Here is a 20,930-nt window from a genome sequence, read left to right as displayed (position 1 = left end):
TCGCGAAGCCTGCCGGTGCCTGGGGATTCCTGCCGTGCCAAAGGATGTCATCCAGCGATCGCGAGGCTCGCGGTATGCTCACGCGCATGGGACTACTGCTGGACTCTTTCTGGCGCGCTGCGGCCTACTGCATGCGCCCCCGCGTCATCCTCCTGTCGCTGCTGCCATTGCTGCTGATGGCGGGGCTTGCGTTCGGGTTGGGCTACTTCTACTGGGATGTGGCGGTGCAGAGCATGCACTCACTTCTGGATGCGTCACCCATGCTCAAGAATTTCTGGGGCTGGCTCGAGGGCTGGGGCCTGGGCAGCGTGGTGTCCGCGCTCGCCCCCATGATGGTCATCCTGGCGGCCACGCCGGTGCTGGTCGTGGTGTCGCTGCTGCTGGTGGCGGTGCTCATGACCCCGGCGCTCGTGACCCTGGTCGCCGAGCGGCGCTTTCCCGAGCTCGCGCGCAAGAAGGGCGGCTCCTTCTTCGCCAGCGTGGCCTGGTCCGTGGGCTCCACGGTGATGGCGCTGGTGGCGCTGGTGGTGTCCGTGCCGCTGTGGCTGGTGCCCCCGCTGGTGCTGGTGCTGCCGCCGCTGATCTGGGGCTGGCTCACCTACCGCGTGATGGCCTTCGATGCGTTGGCCGAGCATGCGAGCAAGGAAGAGCGCAAGCGCCTGTTCGAGCGCCACCGCGCCAGCCTGCTGGGCATCGGCATCATCACCGGCTACCTGGGCGCCGCGCCCAGCATCGTCTGGGCCTCGGGCGTGCTGTTCGTGGCGGCGTTTGCCATCCTGGTGCCGCTGGCGATCTGGATCTACATGCTGGTGTTCGCCTTCTCCTCACTGTGGTTCACGCATTTCTGCCTGGCGGCGCTGCAGGAGCTGCGCGAGGACGACGTGCGGGCCACCATGCCCGTGCCCTCGCGCCTGCCGCTCGACACGCTGTCGCCCCCACCGGCCATCGAAGACACCCCGCCTTCCCCCGCCAGCGCACCTGCGCCTGCGGTGGGCGGCCTGCCGGCACCCGACGCCCTTCCTACCGCTCCCCGCACCCCATGACCCCCACCTTCGGCCTCATCATCGTCGGCGACGAAATCCTCTCGGGCAAGCGGGCCGACAAGCACATGCCCCGGGCCATCGAGCTGCTGGCGGCGCGCGGCCTGGTCCTGTCGTATGCGGACTACGTAGGGGACGACCCGGCCCGCATCACCGCCACGCTGCAGCGCGCCTTTGCCTCGGGTGACGTGGTGTTTTCCTGCGGCGGTATCGGCGCCACGCCGGACGACCACACCCGCCAGTGCGCGGCGCGTGCGTTGGGGGCGGACCTGGCCCTGCACCCCGAGGCCGAGCGCCTGATCCGCGAGCGCATGCAGGATGTGGCGCGCGAGCAGGGCCTGCCCTACGAGCCCGAGCGCCATGACAACGTACACCGGCTCAACATGGGCATGTTCCCCGTCGGGGCCCGAACCATCCCCAACCCGTACAACAAGATTCCCGGCTTCACCTGCGACAGCCCGGGCGGGGAGGGTGGTGCCGTGCATTTCGTGCCGGGTTTCCCGGTGATGGCCTGGCCCATGATCGAGTGGGTGCTGGACACCCTGTACGCCGAGCACTTCAACCGCACGCCCCAGACCGAGCACTCGGTGGTCGTCTTCGGAGCCTTGGAGGCGGCACTCACTCCGCTGATGGAGCGCATAGAAAAATCGCACCCAGGTGTCCGGGTGTTCAGTTTGCCCAGCGTGGATCATCCACAATACGGGCGGCACATCGAACTGGGCGTCAAAGGCCCGGCGCAGGCGCTTCCCGCTGCATGGACGGACCTCCAAAATGGTCTGCACGAATTTGGTGCAGAACTTGGCCCTGAAATGGTGCGCAACCTGTGATGTGCAATGGGGACTATTGCGACGCACCAATTGTGTGCATTCAACAGTTCTTGCCAGACCCCAGGTCGGCCCGCTGCTCCGCGATAGTGCGGTGATTGCACCCCGCTGGCACGCAAACTGCTTTTATTTCGGCAAATTCTTTTTTCAACAAGCGCTTTTACCCAGGAGAACCTGATGGCCAAGACCGTTGCAGACGTGATGAAGATCGTGAAGGAAAACGAGGTCAAGTTCGTTGACTTCCGTTTTACCGATACCCGGGGCAAGGAGCAGCACGTGACCGTGCCGGTTTCGCACTTCGATGAAGACAAGTTCACGTCGGGCCACGCATTTGACGGTTCGTCGGTGGCTGGCTGGAAGGGCATCGAAGCCTCGGACATGCAGCTCATGCCCGACCCCAACACCGCCAACATCGACCCGTTCTTCGAAGAAACCACGCTGTTCCTGCAGTGCGACGTGATCGAACCCGGTGACGGCAAGGCCTATGACCGCGACCCACGCTCCATCGCCAAGCGCGCTGAAGCCTACCTGAAGGCTTCCGGCCTGGGCGACACGGCCTTCTTCGGCCCCGAGCCAGAATTCTTCATCTTCGACGGCGTGCGCTGGTCCAACGAACCCGGCAAGGTCATGTTCGAGATCGAAGAGTACGAAGCCCCCTGGAATTCGGGCGCCAAGCTCGAAGGCGGCAACCGCGGCCACCGTCCCACCGTCAAGGGCGGTTACTTCCCTGTGCCTCCCGTCGACAGCACGCAGGACATGCGCGCTGAAATGTCCCTGATCCTCGAATCCCTGGGCATCCCGGTCGAAGTGTTCCACCACGAAGTGGCAGGCGCTGGCCAGAACGAAATCGGCACGCGTTTCAGCACGCTGGTCGAGCGCGCCGACTGGACCCAGGTCCTGAAGTACGTGGTCTGGAACGTGGCCAACGCCTATGGCAAGACCGCCACCTTCATGCCCAAGCCCTACGCTGGCGACAACGGCTCCGGCATGCACGTGCACCAGTCCATCTGGAAGGACGGCAAGAACCTGTTCGCAGGCGACGGCTATGCCGGCCTGTCGGACTTCGCGCTGTACTACATCGGCGGCATCATCAAGCACGCCCGTGCCCTGAACGCCATCACCAACCCCGGTACGAACTCGTACAAGCGCCTGGTGCCCGGCTTCGAAGCCCCTGTGAAGCTGGCCTACTCGGCCCGCAACCGCTCGGCCTCGATCCGCATTCCTTACGTTGCCAACCCCAAGGGCCGCCGCATCGAAGCGCGCTTCCCCGATCCATCGGCCAACCCCTACCTGGCTTTCTCGGCCCTGATGATGGCCGGCCTGGACGGCGTGGAAAACAAGATCCATCCCGGTGAAGCCGCCACGAAGGACCTGTACCATCTGCCACCCGAGGAAGACAAGCTGGTGCCTACCGTCTGCCACAGCCTGGACCAGGCCCTGGAATACCTGGACAAGGACCGCAGCTTCCTGACCAAGGGTGGCGTGTTCACCGACTCCATGCTCGATGCCTACATCGACCTGAAGATGACCGAAGTCACGCGTTTCCGCATGGCTCCTCACCCTGTCGAGTACGACATGTACTACTCGCTGTAATCCGCCCCACCCGGCGATTACCCCAAAAGGCGGCGCAAGCCGCCTTTTTTCATGGCGTCGGCACAACACCGGCCACGGAACCAACGCAGGCGGCCGCGCCTCTGTAGGGGATGGGGCGGTGCCTGCAGCCATGCCCCAGGCCCGCCGCCCGCCGCAAGGCCCGGCCTTAAACCCCATTGCCGCTGTATTTGCGCAATTGGCGATGCGGGATGATTGGGGGATACTCACCGGCTGTCCCCTGCATAAGCTGCTGCGCGAGGAATTTCCATGAAGAAGACTGTCACCACCCTGTTGTTGCTTGCCGCCCTGGCCCCCGTTGCCGGCTGGGCGCAGGACCGCATCTACCGCTGTGGCAACGAGTACACCAACAACGCGACCCAGGCCAAGGAGCGCGGCTGCAAGCTGGTCGAAGGCGGCAACGTCACCGTGGTGCAGGGCCCGCGCCCTGCCGCGGCTGCGGGCGGCGCCGCCGCGCCTGCCGCTGGCAGCGCCCCGTCTGCGTCGCCGCCGAACGCCCCGCGCGTGAGCACCAACGACCAGAAGGCCCGCGACTCCGATGCGCGCGCCATCCTCGAGTCCGAGTTGCGCAAGGCCGAGGCACGCCATGCCGAGCTGGTCAAGGAATACAACGGTGGTGCGCCCGAGCGCAATGCCCTGGATCTGCGCAACCCGCAGCGCTACATGGAGCGCACTGCCGAGCTCAAGGCCAGCGTCTCGCGCAGCGAGAGCGACATCGCCGGCATCAAGCGCGAACTGGGCCGCGTGGCCCCTGCCAACTGAGCCGACCCCCTCGCGTGAGCACTCCCCCCGACAACACTTCCCCGTCCGATACCGATCGGTTCCATTCGCTGGATCTGATGTCCACGCTGGTGGCGGTGCTGCGCGCCGACGGCGCCGTGCAGTTCGCCAATGCGGCGCTGGAAAACACCCTGGGCCTGTCGCGCCGCACCCTGGAAGGGGGCGATTTCTCCACCTTCTTCACCGACCCGGCCCTGCTGCAGACCGCGCTGGCCGGTGCCCGCGTGCAGGATTTTGCAGCGCTGCGCTACGAGGCCAGCCTGAAGCGCCTGCACCAAGACCCCGTGCCCGTGCATGTCAATGTGGCGGCGGCGGAGCAGGCCGGCGAGATCCTGGTGGAGCTGTGGCCGCTGGAGCAGCAGGCCCGCCAGGACCGCGAGGAGCGCCTGCTCGACCAGGCCCAGGCCAACAAGGAGCTCATCCGCAACCTGGCCCACGAGATCAAGAACCCGCTGGGCGGCATCCGCGGCGCTGCGCAGCTGCTGGAGATGGAGCTTGAGAGCCGTGAGCTCACCGAGTACACCCAGGTCATCATCCACGAGGCCGACCGCCTGCAGAGCCTGGTGGACCGCCTCCTGGCCCCGCACCGCCACCCGCATCTGGTGGGCGACGTCAACATCCATGAAGTGTGCGAGCGCGTGCGCTCGCTGGTGCTGGTCGAGTACCCGCACGGCCTGCGCGTGCAGCGCGACTACGACACCTCCATCCCCGAGTTTCGCGGCGACCGGGCGCAGCTCATCCAGGCGCTGCTCAACGTGGTCCAGAACGCGGCCCAGGCCCTGGCAGAACGCGTGGCCGCAGGCGATGCGGTGATCACCCTGCGCACCCGCGTGGCCCGACAAGTAACGTTTGGTCGCCAGCGCTACCGGCTGGCACTGGAATTGCATGTCATCGACAACGGACCGGGCGTACCCGATGCCATCAAAGAGCGTATTTTCTACCCTCTGGTGTCGGGTCGGGACGGCGGATCGGGGCTGGGACTCACGTTGGCGCAAACCTTCGTACAACGGCACCACGGATTGATCGAATGCGACAGCGTGCCGGGTCGCACCGACTTCCGTATCCTGATCCCCTTGCCCTGAGGTCCCTGACACGCAACCACAGGGAAGGTAAGAAAAAGATATGAAGCCGATCTGGATAGTAGATGACGACCCCTCGATCCGCTTCGTCCTCGAGAAGGCGCTGGCCCGGGAGAACCTGCCTACGCGCAGCTTCACCCATCCGCGCGAAGTGCTCGACGCGCTGGCCGACATCACCGCCGGTGACCCCGCCCGCCAGGCCCCCCAGGTCCTGGTGAGCGACATCCGCATGCCCGGGGGATCGGGCCTGCAACTGCTCGAAAAAGTACGCGAGCTGCAGCCCGGTCTGCCTGTCATCATCATGACGGCGTATTCCGATCTGGACAGCGCCGTGTCGGCCTTCCAGCGCGGCGCGTTCGAATACCTGCCCAAGCCCTTCGACCTGCCCAAGGCGGTGGAGCTGATCCGCCGCGCGGTCGAGGAAAGCCAGCGCGAGGAAGTGACCGAAGAGCGCCAGGCCGAAACCCCCGAAATGCTGGGCCAGGCGCCCGCCATGCAGGACGTGTTCCGCGCCATCGGCCGGCTCAGCCAGAGCCAGGTCACGGTGCTGATCACCGGCGAATCGGGATCGGGCAAGGAGCTCGTGGCGCGCGCGCTGCACAAGCACTCGCCCTGCGCAGAAGGTCCTTTCGTGGCCATCAACACGGCGGCCATCCCCAAGGACCTGCTCGAATCCGAACTTTTCGGCCACGAGCGCGGTGCCTTCACGGGTGCGCAGACGCAGCGGCGTGGGCGCTTCGAGCAGGCCGAGGGCGGCACGCTGTTCCTCGACGAAATCGGCGACATGCCGTTTGACCTGCAGACGCGCCTCTTGCGCGTGCTGTCGGACGGGCAGTTCTACCGCGTGGGCGGCCACGCGGCCGTGAAGGCCCATGTGCGCGTGATCGCCGCCACCCACCAGGACCTGGAAAAGCGCGTCAAGGAAGGCGGTTTCCGCGAGGACTTGTTCCACCGCCTGAACGTGATCCGCCTGCGCCTGCCCGCGCTGCGCGAGCGCCACGAAGACGTGCCCATGCTCACGCGCCACTTCCTGCAGCAGAGCGCGCGCCAGCTCGGCGTGGAGCCCAAGCGCATTGCCGATTCGGCCCTGGCGCGGCTGGAGCAGTTCGCCTTCCCCGGCAACGTGCGCCAGCTCGAGAACATCTGCCACTGGCTGACGGTGATGGCGCCCGCGCAGGTGATCTCGCTGCAGGACCTGCCACCCGAGGTGCTGGAGGCCCCGGTGTTCCAGGCGCCTGCGCGTGCCGCCGTGGCCGACGGCCATGCCGCAGCACCGCAGCCGGTGATTGCCATGCCCGTGGCCGCCATTGCGCATCCGCCCGAAATGGTGGGGGGGCTGCATGCCGTCGCACCCTCGGCACCGCAGTTCGTGGCCGCCGCGCCGGCTGCTGCCTGGGCTGCCGACGCGGCTGCCCCCGCCGCGTCGGCCAGCCCGGTGTTGAGCTGGGAGCAGGCGCTGGAGGCCGAGGCGCAAAAGCTCCTGTCCGGCGGCCAGCCCGAGGTGTGGGATGCCCTCACCCGCCGCTTCGAGTCGCGCCTGATCCGCACGGCCCTGGTCGCCACCCACGGCCGCCGGATGGAAGCCGCGCAGCGCCTGGGCATCGGCCGCAACACCATCACCCGCAAGATCCAGGAGCTGGGCCTGGACGCGCCGGACGAAGGCTGAGCTTTCCGCCCGCAGGGCATTGTCAAAGGGGCTTCGGGACATCTTCCGAAGCCCTTTTGCTTTTGGCTGTCTGGAGATGCGCGGCACTCCTACAGGCCCCCCTTGCCAGGCTGTGTAGGCTGCGGGACCCAATCCAAAAGCTGAGGACCTGCCATGCACCTCGAAGGCTCCTGCCATTGCCGCGCCGTCCGCTTCTCGCTCGAAGCCGACAGCCCCGTGCCCTTCATGCACTGCCACTGCTCCATCTGCCGCAAGACGGCGGGCGGGGGCGGCTATGCCATCAACCTGGGCGGCGATGCGCGCACGCTCAAGGTCCAGGGGGCCAAACACTTGGGCACCTACCATGCGGTGATGCGCGAAGAGGGCCAGCGCGCCAAACGCTCCAAGGCCGAGCGCAAGTTCTGCCTGCAATGCGGCAGCGCATTGTGGCTGTGGGATCCGCGCTGGCCCGAGTTGGTCCATCCGCACGCCTCTGCCATCGACACCCCCTTGCCCCAGCCGCCGGAGGTGGTCGAAGGCATGCTCGAATTCGTGGCCAACTGGGTCGACGTGCCCAAGGGCAAAGGCCACAGGCACTACCAGGCGTTTCCGTCCGAATCACTGGCCGAGTGGCATGAGCGGCATGGGCTGAGGGCATAGCCCGTCAAGCCTGCGCGACCCAGCCGCGGAACGCCAGCCCCGCATAGAACAGGCGGATGCCGCTGAAGCCGGCCTGCGCCAGCAGCGCCTCCTCCTCGCCCGGGCCGAGCAGGGGCAGGGCGGTGTCGATGGCTGTGGCGGCACGCTGCGCGGCCTCAGGGTCCACCCCCGAGGCGATAGCGAAGGCCGCATAGCGGGCCAGCCACTGCGCGCGCTCTGCCGGCGGTGCCAGCGGAAAACTCAGGTGGGCCGTGACCAGGGTTGCACCGGGCTGCAGGCGCTGGTGGATGGCCTGCAGGGTGGCCAGCCTTTCATCCAGGGGCAAGAAATGCAGGGTGAGCAGGCAGGTCGCGGCATCGAAGGGGCCTGCGGGTGCTGTGTGTACATAGCCGTGGTGAAAGTCCACGCGCTCCGCCAACGGCCCGAGCGTGGTCCGCGCCAGCTGCAGCATGGGCTCGGATGGGTCCACGCCCACAAAGCGCCACTGTGGCTGCGCCCGGGCGAAGACGCCCAGTTCGGCGCCGCCGCCCGCGCCGACGACGAGCACCTTGGCCAGGGGCGGGGCACGCTCGGCCAGCAGCACGCCGGCCATTTTCTGCAGGTCGTCCGAGCCGGGCACCAGGCGGCGGGTGCGGTCTGCGTAGGACGCCACGGCCTGGGGATCGGCGAACGGAGCGGTTGAGTTGGCGCTGGTGGAGGAAATAGACATGGCTGCTTGGAATTCAAGTAACTTTAATTGTTGCATATTTGTTGAGCTCACTGCAAGCCAGCGCTGGCTGGTGCCAGCAAGGGTCGCCGACAATGGGACCGCTGATCCGAGGACCCATGACTCCACCCGCTACAACCAATACCTCTACTCCAGTACTGCCGGCCGTGGGCAGCCTGCAGGACCCAGCCCTGCTGCGGCGCCTGCTGCGCGCCAAGGACCGGATGGATGCCGCATCGCACGAGGCCTGGCCGGTGGGCCGGCTGGCCGAGGTGAGCGGGGTGTCCGAGGCGCATTTCGCGCGCTCGTTCAAGCAAGCCTTCGGCGTGCCACCGCACCGCTACCTGCTCACGCGGCGCATCGAGCAGGCCTCGACCCTGCTGCGGGACACCGATTGGCCCGTCACCGACATCGCGTTTGCCACCGGCTGGGAGAGCCTGGGCACCTTCGGCCGCATTTTTCGCGACATCACTGGCAAAAGCCCCAGCGTGCTGCGGCGCGAGGCGCGGGCCGAGGCGAGGCCACTCGCCAGCGTGCCGGCATGCATCCTCAAGGCCGCAGAGCGGCCGGACCTCACGATCGCAGTTTTGGAGAAGCGCCGCCGCGCGGTGGCCGGTACAAACAGGTCTTCGACAACCCAGGAGACCGAACGATGACGACAGCAATGATGAACCCGCCCACCCAGGGCATTGGTGTGGTGGGCGTGTACGTGGACGACCAGGACAAGGCGCTGGCCTTCTATGTGGACCAGCTCGGCTTTCGTGTGCACACGGACGTGCGCAATGGCAGCTACCGCTGGCTCACGGTGCAGCACCCGGAGCAGCCCTCGTTCCAGCTTGGCCTGTTCGCCCCGGGGGCACCCTTGCACGATGACGCCACGGCGCAGACCCTGCGCGCCATGGTCGCCAAGGGCGCGATGCCGCCGCTGGTCTGGCATGTGGCCGACTGCCGAGCCCTCTGCGCGACTTTGCGCGAGCGCGGCGTGGAGTTCACGCAGGAGCCGGTGGACCGCTATGGCAACGTGGATGCGGGCTTTCGCGATCCTGCGGGCAATGGCTGGAAGATCATCCAGCTGGCGCAGGGGGCCACGCGATGAACGGCCTGGGGCTCTGGTTGCGGCGCACCCACCGCTGGGTGTCCATGGTGTTCACCTTGACCGTCATGGCCAACTTCGCGGCCATGGGCCTGGGCCGGGGAGCGCCGCCTGCATGGGTCACGTATGCGCCGCTGGCGCCCTTGGCCGTGTTGCTGCTGACGGGGATCTATCTGTTCGTGCAGCCGTACCTGGCCCGCCGGGCCGGCGCGCATGGCGGTGCTGCAGCGGTGCCCGGTTCACATCCGTTCTAGCCGTGCGCGCAGGCCGTGGGCACCATCGCGGGCATGACCTCTTCATCTGCCGCTTCTCTCCCGGCCTGGTCCCACCAGGGCTTTACCGCACCCTTCACCACCACGGGCCGGTCGGCCCTGGTGCCGCCGCCACCGTGGCACTACGCGGGCTGGCTGCTCAATGTGTCCTTCCAGTTCGATGCTGAGTGCGCAGTGCCGCTCGTGCCCCCGGCGGCGGGCAGGCCGCTGGGCTCGGGCTGCGTGCACTTTGCCGACTGGCAGGCCTGCACGCGGCACGGCGAGGAACTGCTCGACCCGGTGCTGGCCCAATACCGCGAGACCATCGTGGTGCTGGAGGTGGAGCGGCCCGATGGCAGCCGCAGCATGTACTGCCCGGCGATCTGGGTGGACCAGGACATCTCCCTGGTGCGCGGGCTGCTGCAGGGCTGGCCCAAGAAGATGGGCAGCACCTGGCTCACGCGCAGCCTGCCCTTGGACCACCCTGCCGCAGCACCGCTGCGCGCCGGCAGCCGGCTGGGCGCCAGCCTGGCAGTGAAGGACCGCCGCGTGTTCGAGGCGCAGGCCACGCTGACGGGCCAGCCCGGCCGCGCGCTGGGTTTTCTGGGCATGCCGACCATCGGTGCTGTGGGTTGGCCGGACCTGCGGCAGCCTGCGCAACTGCCGGCCCTGGCGTTGGTGAAGCCGGCCATCGGGGCGCGCGTCGGTGCGGGCTGGCATGAGGCCACGGCCACGCTGCAGCTCAGCCCCCATCCGTGCGAGGACATCGGCCTGCTGGGTGGGTTGGTGGCGGGGGACGCCAGCGCTGGCTGGATCGGCATCACCGTCGCAGGCGCGGTCGATGCCTGAGCGCAGGGCTGCCGCCCCGCAGGGACTGCCACCATGGCGCTGAACCTGCGCTCCGAGGTGCGCCGGCTGCGCGTGTTCGACCTGGAGCAGGTGCGGCACCAGGAGCCGGGGCAGGAGTGGGTGCCGCACTGGCACGAGGAATGGTCGTTCGGCGCCATCGTGCGCGGCGAATGCCGCTGCAGCGTGGCAGGCCGTCCGTTCGTGGCTCGCACGGGCGACGTGATCGCGATTGCGCCGGGCGTGGTGCATACAGGGGCGCTGAGCGCGCCGCAGTACCAGGGGAGCGTGCTGGTGGCCATGCTGTATGTGCCCAGCGACTGGCTCATGCACGAAGGGCTGCGGCCTCCCCCGCGCAGCGGCGTGGCGCGCATGCCCCGGCTAGCCGAAAGCGCGCGCGGCCTGGTCACCACGGCCGAGGTGCAGGCCTGGCTGCGGCGCGCCGTGCCGGCCTTGCGCCGCAGCCTGCCTGCCGACCCGTCTGCCGTGGAGCCGGTGCCCCCGAGTGCCGCGGTGCGCGCCCTGATCGAGCGGGTGCAGCAGGCCGTGGCTGGCGGCGACCTGTCGGTGGCGGACCTGGCAAACCGCTGCGGGGTGAGCCGCGAGCGCATTCACCGCGTGCTCACGCAATGGGTGGGCATGGCCCCAGGCGACTACCTGCGTGCCGTGCGCCTGCACCGCGCCCGGCAGCTGCTGCTGGCGGGCGAGCCGGCCGCCGCGGTCGCTGCGGAGTGCGGGTTTGCCGACCAGGCGCACTTCACGCGCTGGTTTCGCCGCTCCTTCGGCTACACGCCCGGGGACCTGCTGCAGGCGGCCGAACGCGGCTGACCAGCGCGGCCACCGAAGGACAGGCACAATCGCCCGGCGACAGGGCCTTTGCCTTGCCGGTTTTCGGCCTTTTGCGCCACGCCCCCTTCGTTGACCGATGCCCGCACCCGGAGTGCTTGCGGGCGCCTCCTTTTTCTCCATGCAATCGCCGCTGCCCGTCTTCGCCCTGTTGTTCAATGCCTTCGTCTGGGGCCTGGCCTGGTGGCCGTTCCGTTTGATGCACGGGGCAGGCCTGCACCCGCTGTGGGCCACGGCAGCGATGTACGCCGTGGTGCTGCTCGGCCTGCTGACCCTGCGGCCGGACATCCTCGCGCAGGTGCGCCAGCACCCGGGGCTGTGGCTGTTGGCGCTGGCCTCGGGGTTCAACAACGTGGCCTTCAACTGGGCCGTGACGGTGGGCGACGTGGTGCGCGTGATCCTGCTGTTCTACCTCATGCCCGCCTGGGCGGTGTTGCTGGCCTGGCGCATCCTGGGTGAGCGGCCCACGCCCATGGCCATCGCGCGGCTGGTGCTCGCCTTCACCGGTGTGGTCCTGGTGCTGCTGCCCGGGGATTCCTCACCTGCCAGCCTGCTGCAGGGCCTGTCCATGGCCGATGGCCTGGCCTTGGTGGGCGGCTTCATGTTCGCCTTGGTGAACGTCACGGTGCGCCGCCTGCACGATGTGCCGGGGCAGGCGCGCATGTTCGCCATGTTCGGCGGCTGCATGCTCATGGCGTTGCTGGCGGCGGTCGTCGGCATGCAGTTCGGGGTGGTGGAGGCGTTCCCGGCTTTCAACGCCACCTGGGCTGTCACGGGCTTGCTGCTGTCGGGCGTGCTGATGCTGGGCAACTGGGCGCTGCAGTTCGGCGCCTCGCGGCTCACAGCCGGCACCACGGCCGTGGTGATGCTGTCCGAGGTGGTGTTCGCCAGCGTGTCCTCGGTGCTGCTGTCGGCCTCGCAGCTGGAGGCGCGCACGGTGCTTGGGGGCTCGCTGATTCTTTTCGCTGCCTTGCTGGCGTCCTTGCGGCGCTAGCCCGGTAGACGCGCTGCGGCGCGTTTGAGCGCCGCCGCAAATGCCAGCGCTGCAGGCTTGGGCTGCGTGCCGCGCCGCGATACCAGGTACAGGTCCAGGTGCGCCACGGGCTCGCGCAGCATGGCCACCCCGAGGCCTTGGCGCAGGCATTCCTCCATCGCGAACGAGGGGATGATGGCGTGGCCCCGGCCGGCGCGCACCATGCCGATGATGGTGCCCAGCAGGTTCATGCGCGGGCGTTCCTCGTGCGTGCGGCCCAGGCGGGACAGGTGCTTTTCGATCACCACCTGGATCGGATTGCCCGAGGGCAGGCTCACCAGGGGCAGACCTGCGAGGCTGCTCCAGGGCAGGCTTTCCGCGAGGCCGCTGCTGCCGGCGCCGGGCGGGCTGATGCGCATGAGCCGGAACTTGCACAGCGGCTGGCGCGAGAGGCCCACTGCGGGCTTGACGAAGAAGCCGAAGCCGATGTCCGCCTCGCCCTCCAGCACCTCCTGGCGCACGGTGCCCACCTCGACATCGGCCAGATGCACCTGCACCTGAGGATGCGTCTCTGCAAAGCCGCGCACCACGTCGGGCAGCAGGCTGGCCGAGATCATGGGCGTGGCCGCCACCAGCAGGCGCGAGCGCACGGCAGACTCGCTGCCGTCGAGCACCGCACCCAGCGTGCGCAGCTCGCCGACGATGCGCTCGGCCACCGGCTGCAGCCGCCGGCCGGCATCGGTGAGGGTGAGCGAGCGCGTCGTGCGGTGGAACAGGCGCGCGCCCATCTGTTCCTCCAGCTCCTTGACCAGCATGCTCATGCCCGAGGGGGACAGATGCACCTGCTCGGCCGCCTTGGCAAAGCTCTGCAGGCGTGTCACCTCCAAAAAAGCGTGGAGCTGGCGGCTGCTGACATTCATCAGCTTTGTTGACGAATTCATCAGAAATTTCCGTTTGATTCAAATCAAGACTGTCGTTGTAATTGTGGTCCAACTTCCAAAGAGACAAAACCATGACCCTTGCCACCCCGTTGCTGCCGCCCTCCCTTCAACGCAGGCGCCTGGTGCTCGGCGCCCTGGCCACGGTGGCGGCGCCCCTGGTCCGGGCGCAGGCCGGTGGTGCGGATACGCCGGTGCGCCTGGTCGTGCCGTTCACGCCCGGCACGGGCATCGACCTGATCGCGCGCCAGATCGCGGCCCCGCTGTCCGAGCGGCTCAAGCGGCCCTTCTTCGTCGACAACAAGGCGGGTGCATCGGGGATCATCGGCACGCAGGAGGTGGTGCGCGCACCGGCCGATGGGGCCACCCTGCTGGTCAGCGTGAACACGCTGGTGATGAACATGGCGCTGTACCCCAAGCAGGGCTTCAACCCCCTGACCGACCTGCAGCCCGTGGGCCAGACGAGCTGGGGGCAACTGCTGCTGGTGGCCAGCGAAGGCGCGAAGATCCAGTCGCTCAAGGAGCTGGTCGAACGCGCGAAGGCCAAGCCCGGTGCGCTCAATTACGGCTCGCCTGGCGCGGGCACGCCGCACCACCTGGCCATGGAGCTGCTCAAGAACCGGGCGAAGATTTCGCTCACGCACATCAGCTACCGCGGCACGGCGCCTGCCGTGACCGACCTGCTGGGCGGGCAGATCGACGCGATGTTCCTGCCCATCCACGTGGCCCTGCAGCATGTGAAGGCGGGCAAGCTCAAGGCGCTGGCCATCAGTTCCGAAACACCCCATCCGCTGCTTCCCGAAGTGCCTTCGCTGAACAGCCTCAAGCTCGGCGACCTCAATGTGGACATGTGGTACGGCGTGTTTGCGCCCGCCGGCACGCCCCGCGCCTATGTGGAGCGGCTGAACACCGAACTGCGCGAGGTGCTGGCGGCGCCCGCCGTGGCCAAGGCCTTCGAGACGCAGGGCATGACACCCACCCACAGCACGCCCGATGCCTTCAAGAAGCTCGTCGCGGCGGACGCCAAGCGCTGGGCGGACCTGATCAAGGCCCAGGGCATCACCGCAGAATGAAGCAGAAAGCAATGAACGCAATGAGCAACCAGGAACAGGCCATGGCAGAGCAGCAGGACGCCGAGGTGGTCATCGTCGGTGGTGGGCCCGTCGGCATGGGGCTGGCCATCGAGCTGGGCCAGCGCGGAATCCGCACCATCGTCGTGGAGCGCTATGCGCAGCCGCAGCCCATCCCCAAGGGCCAGAACCTGACCCAGCGAACCATGGAGCATTTCCACTTCTGGGGGGCGGAGAAGCAGCTGCGTGCCGCCCGCACCATCCCCGTGGAGTACGGCATCGGCGGGCTGACAGCCCACGGCACATTGCTGGGCCCCCACAGCTACGACTGGCTGCAGCGCGACCTGGTCAAGCCCTACTACTTCACCGGCAATGAACGGTTGCCGCAGTATGCGACCGAGGCGGTGCTGCGCGCGCGCGTGGCCGAGCTGCCTTCGGTGCAGACCGTCTACGGCTGGGAGGCCAAGGCCGTGGTGCAGGATGGCACTGGCGTGTCGGTCACCATCGCCGAGCGTGGCGGCAACGGCGAGCGCGTGCTGCGCTGCGCCTACGCGGTCGGCTCGGACGGCGCGCGTTCGGTGGTGCGCGAGCAGGCGGGCATCACCCAGACCCGCACCGACCATGACCGCATGATGGTGCTGCTGGTGTTCCGCTCGCACGGGCTGCACCAGTTGCTCGAGCGCTACCCCGGCAAGTCCTATTACAACGTGCTGCAGCCTGATCTCCAGGGCTACTGGAAGTTCTTCGGCCGGGTGGACCTGGGCAGCACCTGGTTCTTCCACGCCCCGGTGCCGCCGGGCACGACCAAGGACAACTTCGATTTTGCGGCCTACCTGCACGAAGCGGTGGGTGCGCAGTTCGACGTGGAGTTCGAGCATATCGGCTTCTGGGACCTGCGCTTCATGCTGGCCGACAGCTACCGCAACGGCCGCGTCTTCGTCGCCGGCGATGCGGCGCACAGCCACCCGCCCTATGGGGGCTATGGCGTCAACTCGGGGCTCGAAGATGCGCGCAACCTGGGCTGGAAGCTGGCGGCCGTTCTGCAGGGCTGGGGCGGCGAGCGCCTGCTCGATTCGTACGACGGCGAGCGCCGTCCGGTGTTTGCCTCCACCATGCGCGACTTCATCGCCAAATCCATCGAAACGGACCGCGAGTTCCTCGACACCCACGACCCGGCGCGCGACCTGGCCGCCTTCGAGGCCGCCTGGCAGGCGCGTGCCCAGGGCGCCGTGGGCGAGGTGCATGCCTTCGAGCCCCACTATGAGGGCTCAGCGGTGGTCTCGGGCAGCGAAGGCCGCACCAGCAGCGCCAAGGGGTCGCACCGCTTCGACGCCCGGCCCGGGCACCACCTGGCGCCCGCGGTGCTGCCCTCAGGCCGGAACGTGTACGAGGAATTCGGGACGGGCTTTACGCTGCTGGCCTTCGGCGCCAGTGCGCAGGAGGTCCAGGCCTTTCGCGATGCAGCCGCCGGGCAATCGCTGCCCCTGGCGGTGGTGCAAGGGCCGGGCGCTGGCGAGCACGAGCGCTACAACGCCCGGCTGGTACTGGTGCGCCCGGACCAGTTTGTCGCCTGGGCCGGCAATGGTGCCGAGCTGGGGGCAGACCAGGCCCGCGAGGTGCTGCAGGTGGCAGCCGGAGTGCAGGCCGAGGTAGCGGCGGCCTGAGCTAAGAACCTGTTTGCGATCTCCCAGGGGTCGCGCAGCGGCCTTGGCGGGTGGTATGCAAGGCGCGGGGTGCAGCCAATAGCTCGGCTATTGGCAAGCGCCGCAACGCCGCAGACCGCCCGCCAAGGCCACTGCCCGAAGGGTTGGAGCGAAATCGGGCGATTGGACGCCCCGGCTGCTTGCATGGGCATGGGCCCATGCGGCGCATCCGAAGCATCCACTCATCCCGATTGCGCCCCACCGCGATCCCCTGCGAGATCGTAAACAGGTTCTAAGGCTTTTTCTTCTGCAAGGCCTTGAGACGCACCCGCTGCTCTGGCGTCGTGCTGGGGGCGTACAGGCGCCCGAGGAGGGCCTGCTCCCATTCCTCGCTGTGGTCGGGCCAGGTCTCGATCAATCGGGTGAGGCCTTCCACATCCTCTGCATCCGCCAGCCCGCGCACGCGCTCGGCGAAGGGCGAGGGTGGTGGAGGCGGTGGTGGGGGCTCGGGCTCCGGCTCCCGCATCACCGGCCGTGCGCCGGGGCGAAAGGGGTCGCGCCCTTCGCGCATGAGGCGGCGTATCGCTTGCGCTGACACCATGGTGCCTGGCTCGTCTGCCTCCTCATCATCGAACTCGAATAGTTCGGGATCCAGGCAGTCGGACCAGTTTTCCTGCATGTTCCACTCACAGATCGGCAGGTGATAGCCGCCTTCGGCGTACATGTCGTGGTCCAGGGTGATGAAGGCGCGGCCATGCACAGCGCCGTCGATGACCAAGCTTCCATCGTTGTACTCGCCGTAGACGATGTTGTCCACCTTCACGTCGCCCATCACCCGCATGTGGCTGTCGCCGTGGCCAAAGCTGGCGGCGTGGATGCTCCCGCTGATCAGGGTCTGCCCCGGGTAGGTGCAGGTCAGCTGGCTGAACACGCCAGCGACCTCCACATCCCCCTCCACGATGACGCCGGCATGCAGCCCGAAGTCTGCGATGCGCTCCAGGTCGAAGTCCGTGTGCCAGCGCAGGCCCTGGCGAAACAGCGCCAGCCGCCGGGGTTGGCCGCGCAGTTCGTCGGCGCCGTTGACGGCCAGGAAGGCATCGAGCAGTGGGTGCGGCGTGCGCGCATCGCAGAACAGCTCGTCGGCCACGCTGCCGTCGACCACGGGCGCCGAGGGGCTGCAAGGCACGAAACCCTGCTCCTGCCATTGCTTGTGCAGGCGCTGGTGGCTGGCCAAAGCCCTCTCGGGTGTCTTGAACGAGGTTTGCAGCACCAGGCAAGGCTTGCCGATGGAGCCACTTCGCACCCGCAGGTGGGTGCCGGATGCATGCAGCAGCAGTTCGATGAACTCGCCGCGCTCGGCCGATTCCAGATGGCCGGGTGCGGGGGCGGTGGGGGTGGTTTCGGGCAGTGGCATGCGGTATTTTCACCGTGCCGGGCGGTGTTTTTGGGGGAGGCCGCAGGGCCCCATGTTTCAGGTGGTGACAAGAGCCTTTGACGAGGCCTCGGAGCGGGGCCGGATGTCCTACACCCGCACCCTCTGCATGCCGACTCTGTAGGCGCGAGGGGTCTCCCACAATGAACCCACTGTCCAACCAACCGGAGACCTCTAATGGCCGATTTCAACGATGCGAACCGTGACCCCCTGACCAATGAACCTGGCGCACATCCCGTAGGCACGGGCGTGGGTGCCGCCCTCGGTGGTGCCGCAGCGGGTGCCGCCGCCGGTGCATTCGGTGGCCCCGTAGGCGCCGCCATCGGTGGTGTGGCGGGTGCTGTGGCTGGCGGACTGGCTGGCAAGGCCGCTGGCGAAGCCGTCAACCCCACGAACGAAGACACCTACTGGCGCGAGAACTACCACCGCGAGCCCTACTACGTGGGCGGTCGCAGCTACGACCAGTACCGTCCCGCCTATGAGCTGGGCTGGAGCTCGGTAGGCCGCTACGAAGGCGATTTCGACGCCATCGAGCCGCGCCTGGCCGATGACTGGCGTGCGCGCCATTCGGATGCCGGTCTGGCCTGGACGGACGTTCGCCCTGCCACCCGTGCTGCCTATGAACGCGCCTACAACAGCCAGCCCCTGGAAGTCGCGGGCGAGATCGACAACGACGAGGTGATCGATACTTTGAACGACCTGCTGGAATCGGCACGCGATGGCGAGTATGGCTTCCACGCCAGTGCTGAGCACGCCGATTCGGGCCAGCTCAAGGGCATCTTCCAGCGCCACTCACGTGAATGCGCGGCCGCTGCCGCCGAGCTCGAGCGCGAGATCCGCGCCCGTGGCGGTGAACCCGTCAGCGGCGGTACCGTGGCGGGTGCCTTGCACCGCGGCTGGGTGTCTGTGAAGACCGCCCTGTCCACGCAGGACGACAAGGCCGTGCTGGAAGAATGCGAACGTGGCGAGGATGCCGCGGTGGCCCGCTACCGCAAGGCCCTGAAGGCCAACCTGCCCCAGGACCTGCGTGCCCTGGTGCAGCGTCAGGCCGATGGTGCCCAGCGCAACCACGACGAAGTGAAGGCCTTGCGCGACAGCTTCAATCCTGCACGTTGACCGGTTCGCCGGCCCACCCGGCATCCTGTCCGCCCGTACTCAGGCGGGCAGGGAACGGGCGGGCCGCCACCGTGAGGGCCGTGGCCGTGCTTTGAGCAAGAAGTACCGCTGCGGCTCCCCGCCACCGCCGCCATGGGTTCAACCCATGGCGGCGGTGTGCGTTGGGCCGGGGCTTTTATCGCGGTGCGAAATGCCCCACCGCAAAATCGATGAAGCTGCGCAACTTGGGTGTCACCCGGCGATCCGGTGCATAGACGAGGTGCAGGGGACGCGAGGGCACGGTGTAGCCCGGCAGCACCTGCACCAGCCGGCCATCGCGCAAGGCGTGCTGCACGGCATCCAGCGGTTGCAGGATGATCCCCAGGCCGGCGACGGCGGCATGCACCAGGGGCTCGCCATGGTCGGCCACGAGGCGGCTGTGCACGGGCACGACGACGCGGCCCTCGGGGCCATCGAAGCCCCAGTGCGTGCGCAGTTCGGTATGGGCAAAGCCCAGGCATTCGTGCTGCTGCAGGTTCCACGGATTGGCCAGCGGGGCGGGGTGGGCGCGCAGGTAGCCGGGTGAGGCGCATGCCACCAGTCGATAGGGGGCAAGTACCCGCGCTATGAGCCCGCTGTCCTGCAGCACGCCCACGCGAAAGACGGCGTCGTAGCCTTCTTCGACAAGGTCCACCGCGCGGTTGGACGTGGTGAGTTCCACCTCTACCTGCGGGTGGGCCTTCATGTAGCCAGGCAGCAATGGCGCGAGCGTGTTGATGCCGAAGCTCACCGGCGCATTGATGCGCAGGCGCCCGGTGGGCACGGAGCGCACCTCGGCCGCCAGTTGTTCGGCCTGTTCCAGTTCGGCCAGGATGAGCTGGGCGCGCTCGGCGTAGGCACGGCCGAAGTCGGTGAGGCTTTGCCGCCGCGTCGTGCGGTGCAGCAGCCGCACGCCCAAATGCTGCTCCAGCGCCTGCACGTGCTTGCCCACGAACTGCGACGACATCTGCAGTGCATCGGCCGCCGCGCGGAACGAGCCCAGCTCCACCGCCTTGACAAATACGGCCATGCTCGTGAAGCGGTCCATTGCAATCCAATTGTTTCGAATATCGAGTCATTCTAGATATTTATCTGAATTGGATTTGAATTGACACTGAATCCCTTGCTTCAACCAACCAATGGACAAAGGAAAAGTCATGACGACAACCAAGATGGCAGTGATCGGCGCGGGCAACATGGGCAGCGGCCTGGCCAGGGCGCTGGCAGCGGCCGGCGTGGAGGTGGTGCTGGGAGTGCGCGACGCGGGCAAGGCGGCTGCGCTCGCCGAGGGCTCGGGCAGCGTGCCGGTACTGGACGTGGCAGGTGCGGTGGCCGTAGCCGATATGGTGGTGCTGGCGCTGCCCTACAGCGCCAGCGTGCAGGTGCTTGAGGGCCTGCACGCCGCCGCGCTGCAAGGCAAGGTGCTGGTGGACATCAGCAACCCGGTAACGGCGGACTTCCAGGGCCTGCAGTTGGGTACTACCACTTCGGCCGCCGAGGCGATTCAGGCGGCCGCGCCGGGAGCGCTGGTGGTCAAGGCGTTCAACACCATCTTTGCCCAGCTGCTGGCGGCCGATGCGCGCCAGGGCAAGGCGCCCGTGCAGGTGTTCGTGGCGGGCGATGACGCCGATGCCAAGGCTCGGGTGCAGGCGTTGGCCCGTGCACTGGGCTTCGAGCCCGTGGATGCCGGGGCGTTGCGCAACAGCCGCTTTCTGGAGCCCGTGGGCGCCATGAACATCCAGTTCGGCTTCTTCCTGGGCTGGGGCCCGGCGGCCGCACCGGCCTGGGTGCGTCTCTGATCGCCGGCCTCCCCCGATTCCCGTTTTTTTACGCTGACCTGAGAACCTTTCCCATGACACACCACCACCCATCCCGCCGGGGCGTCGCAGCCCTTGTCGCAACCGCATCCACGGCCGCTTTGCTGGGTATGTCGTCCCTTGCCGCGCATGCCGGCTCCGCAGCGGACGCCACTGCCATCCGACAGACCCTGCAGCGCTACGAAGAGGCGCTCAACCGTGCCGACACTCCCGCCATTGTTCAGCTGTACACCGAAGACGGCGTGCAGATGGCACCCGACGCGCCTGCTGCCGTGGGACGCGAGGCGCTCAGAAGCGCCTACGCAGGTACCTTTCAGGCGATTGCGCTGAAGCTGGCCTTCACCGTGGAAGAGGTCCAACTGCTGGGCAAGGATGCGGCACTGCTGCGCAGCCGCTCGGCGGGCACGCTCAAGATGCAGGGCAGCGACCAGCCCGCTGGGCCGGCAGCGTTCAAGGAGCTGTTCGTGCTGCGCAAGCAGCGCGATGGGCAGTGGAAGTTTTCGCACTACGCCTTCTCGGCGGCGCCCCCCAGGCCTTGAGCC

General features: G+C 67.8%; 22 protein-coding genes. 18 read left to right on the top strand and 4 right to left on the bottom strand.

What is annotated here, in order from left to right:
• Positions 1–86 precede the first annotated feature (86 nt).
• The 7 genes from AC0IZS_RS32570 (at position 87) to AC0IZS_RS32540 (ending at position 7,639) form a co-directional block, all read left to right on the top strand.
• Positions 87–1,043, top strand: coding sequence for an EI24 domain-containing protein (locus AC0IZS_RS32570; protein WP_471639436.1), 957 nt, complete (start codon positions 87–89; stop codon positions 1,041–1,043).
• Entirely contained in the window at positions 1,040–1,867 is an 828-nt protein-coding gene (locus AC0IZS_RS32565; RefSeq protein ID WP_471639435.1) for a competence/damage-inducible protein A, read from the top strand. Before AC0IZS_RS32570 ends, AC0IZS_RS32565 begins: the two co-directional genes overlap by 4 nt.
• Before the next feature lie 174 nt (positions 1,868–2,041).
• Positions 2,042–3,457: a type I glutamate--ammonia ligase gene (gene glnA / locus AC0IZS_RS32560; protein WP_007854205.1), complete on the top strand. Its 1,416-nt coding sequence runs from the start codon at positions 2,042–2,044 to the stop codon at positions 3,455–3,457.
• A gap of 267 nt (positions 3,458–3,724) precedes the next feature.
• Positions 3,725–4,237 (top strand): hypothetical protein, encoded by a 513-nt coding sequence (locus tag AC0IZS_RS32555; RefSeq protein WP_471639434.1) that lies wholly within the window; start codon positions 3,725–3,727, stop codon positions 4,235–4,237.
• Between the two features lie 77 nt (positions 4,238–4,314).
• The gene (glnL, locus tag AC0IZS_RS32550; RefSeq protein ID WP_471639613.1) at positions 4,315–5,337 is read left to right on the top strand and encodes a nitrogen regulation protein NR(II); all 1,023 of its coding nucleotides are present in this window, start codon (positions 4,315–4,317) and stop codon (positions 5,335–5,337) included.
• A gap of 40 nt (positions 5,338–5,377) precedes the next feature.
• A complete protein-coding gene (ntrC, locus tag AC0IZS_RS32545) occupies positions 5,378–7,000 on the top strand; it encodes a nitrogen regulation protein NR(I) (RefSeq protein ID WP_471639433.1) in 1,623 nt (540 codons plus the stop codon).
• 153 nt (positions 7,001–7,153) lie between these two features.
• Positions 7,154–7,639, top strand: a complete 486-nt coding sequence (locus tag AC0IZS_RS32540) for a GFA family protein (RefSeq protein ID WP_471639432.1) — start codon at positions 7,154–7,156, stop codon at positions 7,637–7,639.
• Positions 7,640–7,643: 4 nt separating this feature from the next.
• Here AC0IZS_RS32540 and AC0IZS_RS32535 read toward each other — a convergent pair whose 3' ends face one another.
• Complete coding sequence (locus AC0IZS_RS32535) at positions 7,644–8,348, bottom strand: class I SAM-dependent methyltransferase (RefSeq protein WP_471639431.1); 705 nt, start codon at positions 8,346–8,348, stop codon at positions 7,644–7,646.
• 116 nt (positions 8,349–8,464) lie between these two features.
• Here AC0IZS_RS32535 and AC0IZS_RS32530 point away from each other — a divergent pair, with 116 nt between their 5' ends.
• From AC0IZS_RS32530 to AC0IZS_RS32505, 6 genes are all read left to right on the top strand, one after another.
• Entirely contained in the window at positions 8,465–9,001 is a 537-nt protein-coding gene (locus AC0IZS_RS32530; protein WP_471639430.1) for a helix-turn-helix domain-containing protein, read from the top strand.
• A complete protein-coding gene (locus AC0IZS_RS32525; RefSeq protein ID WP_471639429.1) occupies positions 8,998–9,441 on the top strand; it encodes a VOC family protein in 444 nt (147 codons plus the stop codon). Before AC0IZS_RS32530 ends, AC0IZS_RS32525 begins: the two co-directional genes overlap by 4 nt.
• Positions 9,438–9,692, top strand: coding sequence for a hypothetical protein (locus tag AC0IZS_RS32520; protein ID WP_471639428.1), 255 nt, complete (start codon positions 9,438–9,440; stop codon positions 9,690–9,692). Before AC0IZS_RS32525 ends, AC0IZS_RS32520 begins: the two co-directional genes overlap by 4 nt.
• 33 nt (positions 9,693–9,725) lie before the next feature.
• On the top strand, positions 9,726–10,538 hold the full coding sequence (locus AC0IZS_RS32515) for an acetoacetate decarboxylase family protein (RefSeq protein WP_471639427.1): 813 nt from the start codon (positions 9,726–9,728) through the stop codon (positions 10,536–10,538).
• A gap of 33 nt (positions 10,539–10,571) precedes the next feature.
• Positions 10,572–11,363, top strand: a complete 792-nt coding sequence (locus tag AC0IZS_RS32510; RefSeq protein ID WP_471639426.1) for a helix-turn-helix transcriptional regulator — start codon at positions 10,572–10,574, stop codon at positions 11,361–11,363.
• A 139-nt stretch (positions 11,364–11,502) separates the two neighbouring features.
• Positions 11,503–12,375, top strand: coding sequence for a DMT family transporter (locus AC0IZS_RS32505; protein ID WP_471639425.1), 873 nt, complete (start codon positions 11,503–11,505; stop codon positions 12,373–12,375).
• Here AC0IZS_RS32505 and AC0IZS_RS32500 read toward each other — a convergent pair.
• Positions 12,372–13,295 (bottom strand): LysR family transcriptional regulator, encoded by a 924-nt coding sequence (locus tag AC0IZS_RS32500; protein WP_471639424.1) that lies wholly within the window; start codon positions 13,293–13,295, stop codon positions 12,372–12,374. The genes AC0IZS_RS32505 and AC0IZS_RS32500 overlap by 4 nt on opposite strands.
• A gap of 71 nt (positions 13,296–13,366) precedes the next feature.
• Between AC0IZS_RS32500 and AC0IZS_RS32495 the strand changes: the two genes are divergently transcribed.
• Together AC0IZS_RS32495 and AC0IZS_RS32490 are read left to right on the top strand one after the other, a co-directional pair.
• Positions 13,367–14,365, top strand: a complete 999-nt coding sequence (locus AC0IZS_RS32495; RefSeq protein ID WP_471639423.1) for a Bug family tripartite tricarboxylate transporter substrate binding protein — start codon at positions 13,367–13,369, stop codon at positions 14,363–14,365.
• Positions 14,366–14,376: 11 nt separating this feature from the next.
• Positions 14,377–16,026: an FAD-dependent monooxygenase gene (locus AC0IZS_RS32490; protein WP_471639422.1), complete on the top strand. Its 1,650-nt coding sequence runs from the start codon at positions 14,377–14,379 to the stop codon at positions 16,024–16,026.
• A gap of 271 nt (positions 16,027–16,297) precedes the next feature.
• Here AC0IZS_RS32490 and AC0IZS_RS32485 read toward each other — a convergent pair whose 3' ends face one another.
• A complete protein-coding gene (locus AC0IZS_RS32485) occupies positions 16,298–17,419 on the bottom strand; it encodes a hypothetical protein (protein ID WP_471639421.1) in 1,122 nt (373 codons plus the stop codon).
• Between the two features lie 195 nt (positions 17,420–17,614).
• Between AC0IZS_RS32485 and AC0IZS_RS32480 the strand changes: the two genes are divergently transcribed.
• A complete protein-coding gene (locus AC0IZS_RS32480; protein WP_471639420.1) occupies positions 17,615–18,553 on the top strand; it encodes a ferritin-like domain-containing protein in 939 nt (312 codons plus the stop codon).
• Positions 18,554–18,728: 175 nt separating this feature from the next.
• Here the strand turns inward: AC0IZS_RS32480 and AC0IZS_RS32475 are convergent, their stop codons facing one another.
• Positions 18,729–19,619, bottom strand: a complete 891-nt coding sequence (locus AC0IZS_RS32475; protein WP_471639419.1) for a LysR family transcriptional regulator — start codon at positions 19,617–19,619, stop codon at positions 18,729–18,731.
• A 109-nt stretch (positions 19,620–19,728) separates the two neighbouring features.
• Between AC0IZS_RS32475 and AC0IZS_RS32470 the strand changes: the two genes are divergently transcribed.
• Complete coding sequence (locus AC0IZS_RS32470; RefSeq protein WP_471639418.1) at positions 19,729–20,370, top strand: NADPH-dependent F420 reductase; 642 nt, start codon at positions 19,729–19,731, stop codon at positions 20,368–20,370.
• A 53-nt stretch (positions 20,371–20,423) separates the two neighbouring features.
• Positions 20,424–20,927, top strand: coding sequence for a YybH family protein (locus AC0IZS_RS32465; protein WP_471639417.1), 504 nt, complete (start codon positions 20,424–20,426; stop codon positions 20,925–20,927).
• Positions 20,928–20,930: the final 3 nt, after the last annotated feature.

This window comes from Acidovorax sp. AC410 (assembly GCF_979253235.1).
Note: the sequence above shows the minus strand (reverse complement) of the source record. Positions and strands in the feature narration are given on the sequence as shown.

What these genes read in the sequence shown, in the direction of transcription:
- AC0IZS_RS32570 (WP_471639436.1), top strand. Translation starts at nt 87, where the DNA reads ATGGGACTACTGCTGGACTCTTTCTGGCGCGCTGCGGCCTACTGCATG.
- AC0IZS_RS32565 (WP_471639435.1), top strand. Translation starts at nt 1,040, where the DNA reads ATGACCCCCACCTTCGGCCTCATCATCGTCGGCGACGAAATCCTCTCG.
- glnA (WP_007854205.1), top strand. Translation starts at nt 2,042, where the DNA reads ATGGCCAAGACCGTTGCAGACGTGATGAAGATCGTGAAGGAAAACGAG.
- AC0IZS_RS32555 (WP_471639434.1), top strand. Translation starts at nt 3,725, where the DNA reads ATGAAGAAGACTGTCACCACCCTGTTGTTGCTTGCCGCCCTGGCCCCC.
- glnL (WP_471639613.1), top strand. Translation starts at nt 4,315, where the DNA reads ATGTCCACGCTGGTGGCGGTGCTGCGCGCCGACGGCGCCGTGCAGTTC.
- ntrC (WP_471639433.1), top strand. Translation starts at nt 5,378, where the DNA reads ATGAAGCCGATCTGGATAGTAGATGACGACCCCTCGATCCGCTTCGTC.
- AC0IZS_RS32540 (WP_471639432.1), top strand. Translation starts at nt 7,154, where the DNA reads ATGCACCTCGAAGGCTCCTGCCATTGCCGCGCCGTCCGCTTCTCGCTC.
- AC0IZS_RS32535 (WP_471639431.1), bottom strand. Translation starts at nt 8,348, where the DNA reads ATGTCTATTTCCTCCACCAGCGCCAACTCAACCGCTCCGTTCGCCGAT.
- AC0IZS_RS32530 (WP_471639430.1), top strand. Translation starts at nt 8,465, where the DNA reads ATGACTCCACCCGCTACAACCAATACCTCTACTCCAGTACTGCCGGCC.
- AC0IZS_RS32525 (WP_471639429.1), top strand. Translation starts at nt 8,998, where the DNA reads ATGACGACAGCAATGATGAACCCGCCCACCCAGGGCATTGGTGTGGTG.
- AC0IZS_RS32520 (WP_471639428.1), top strand. Translation starts at nt 9,438, where the DNA reads ATGAACGGCCTGGGGCTCTGGTTGCGGCGCACCCACCGCTGGGTGTCC.
- AC0IZS_RS32515 (WP_471639427.1), top strand. Translation starts at nt 9,726, where the DNA reads ATGACCTCTTCATCTGCCGCTTCTCTCCCGGCCTGGTCCCACCAGGGC.
- AC0IZS_RS32510 (WP_471639426.1), top strand. Translation starts at nt 10,572, where the DNA reads ATGGCGCTGAACCTGCGCTCCGAGGTGCGCCGGCTGCGCGTGTTCGAC.
- AC0IZS_RS32505 (WP_471639425.1), top strand. Translation starts at nt 11,503, where the DNA reads ATGCAATCGCCGCTGCCCGTCTTCGCCCTGTTGTTCAATGCCTTCGTC.
- AC0IZS_RS32500 (WP_471639424.1), bottom strand. Translation starts at nt 13,295, where the DNA reads ATGAATTCGTCAACAAAGCTGATGAATGTCAGCAGCCGCCAGCTCCAC.
- AC0IZS_RS32495 (WP_471639423.1), top strand. Translation starts at nt 13,367, where the DNA reads ATGACCCTTGCCACCCCGTTGCTGCCGCCCTCCCTTCAACGCAGGCGC.
- AC0IZS_RS32490 (WP_471639422.1), top strand. Translation starts at nt 14,377, where the DNA reads ATGAACGCAATGAGCAACCAGGAACAGGCCATGGCAGAGCAGCAGGAC.
- AC0IZS_RS32485 (WP_471639421.1), bottom strand. Translation starts at nt 17,419, where the DNA reads ATGCCACTGCCCGAAACCACCCCCACCGCCCCCGCACCCGGCCATCTG.
- AC0IZS_RS32480 (WP_471639420.1), top strand. Translation starts at nt 17,615, where the DNA reads ATGGCCGATTTCAACGATGCGAACCGTGACCCCCTGACCAATGAACCT.
- AC0IZS_RS32475 (WP_471639419.1), bottom strand. Translation starts at nt 19,619, where the DNA reads ATGGACCGCTTCACGAGCATGGCCGTATTTGTCAAGGCGGTGGAGCTG.
- AC0IZS_RS32470 (WP_471639418.1), top strand. Translation starts at nt 19,729, where the DNA reads ATGACGACAACCAAGATGGCAGTGATCGGCGCGGGCAACATGGGCAGC.
- AC0IZS_RS32465 (WP_471639417.1), top strand. Translation starts at nt 20,424, where the DNA reads ATGACACACCACCACCCATCCCGCCGGGGCGTCGCAGCCCTTGTCGCA.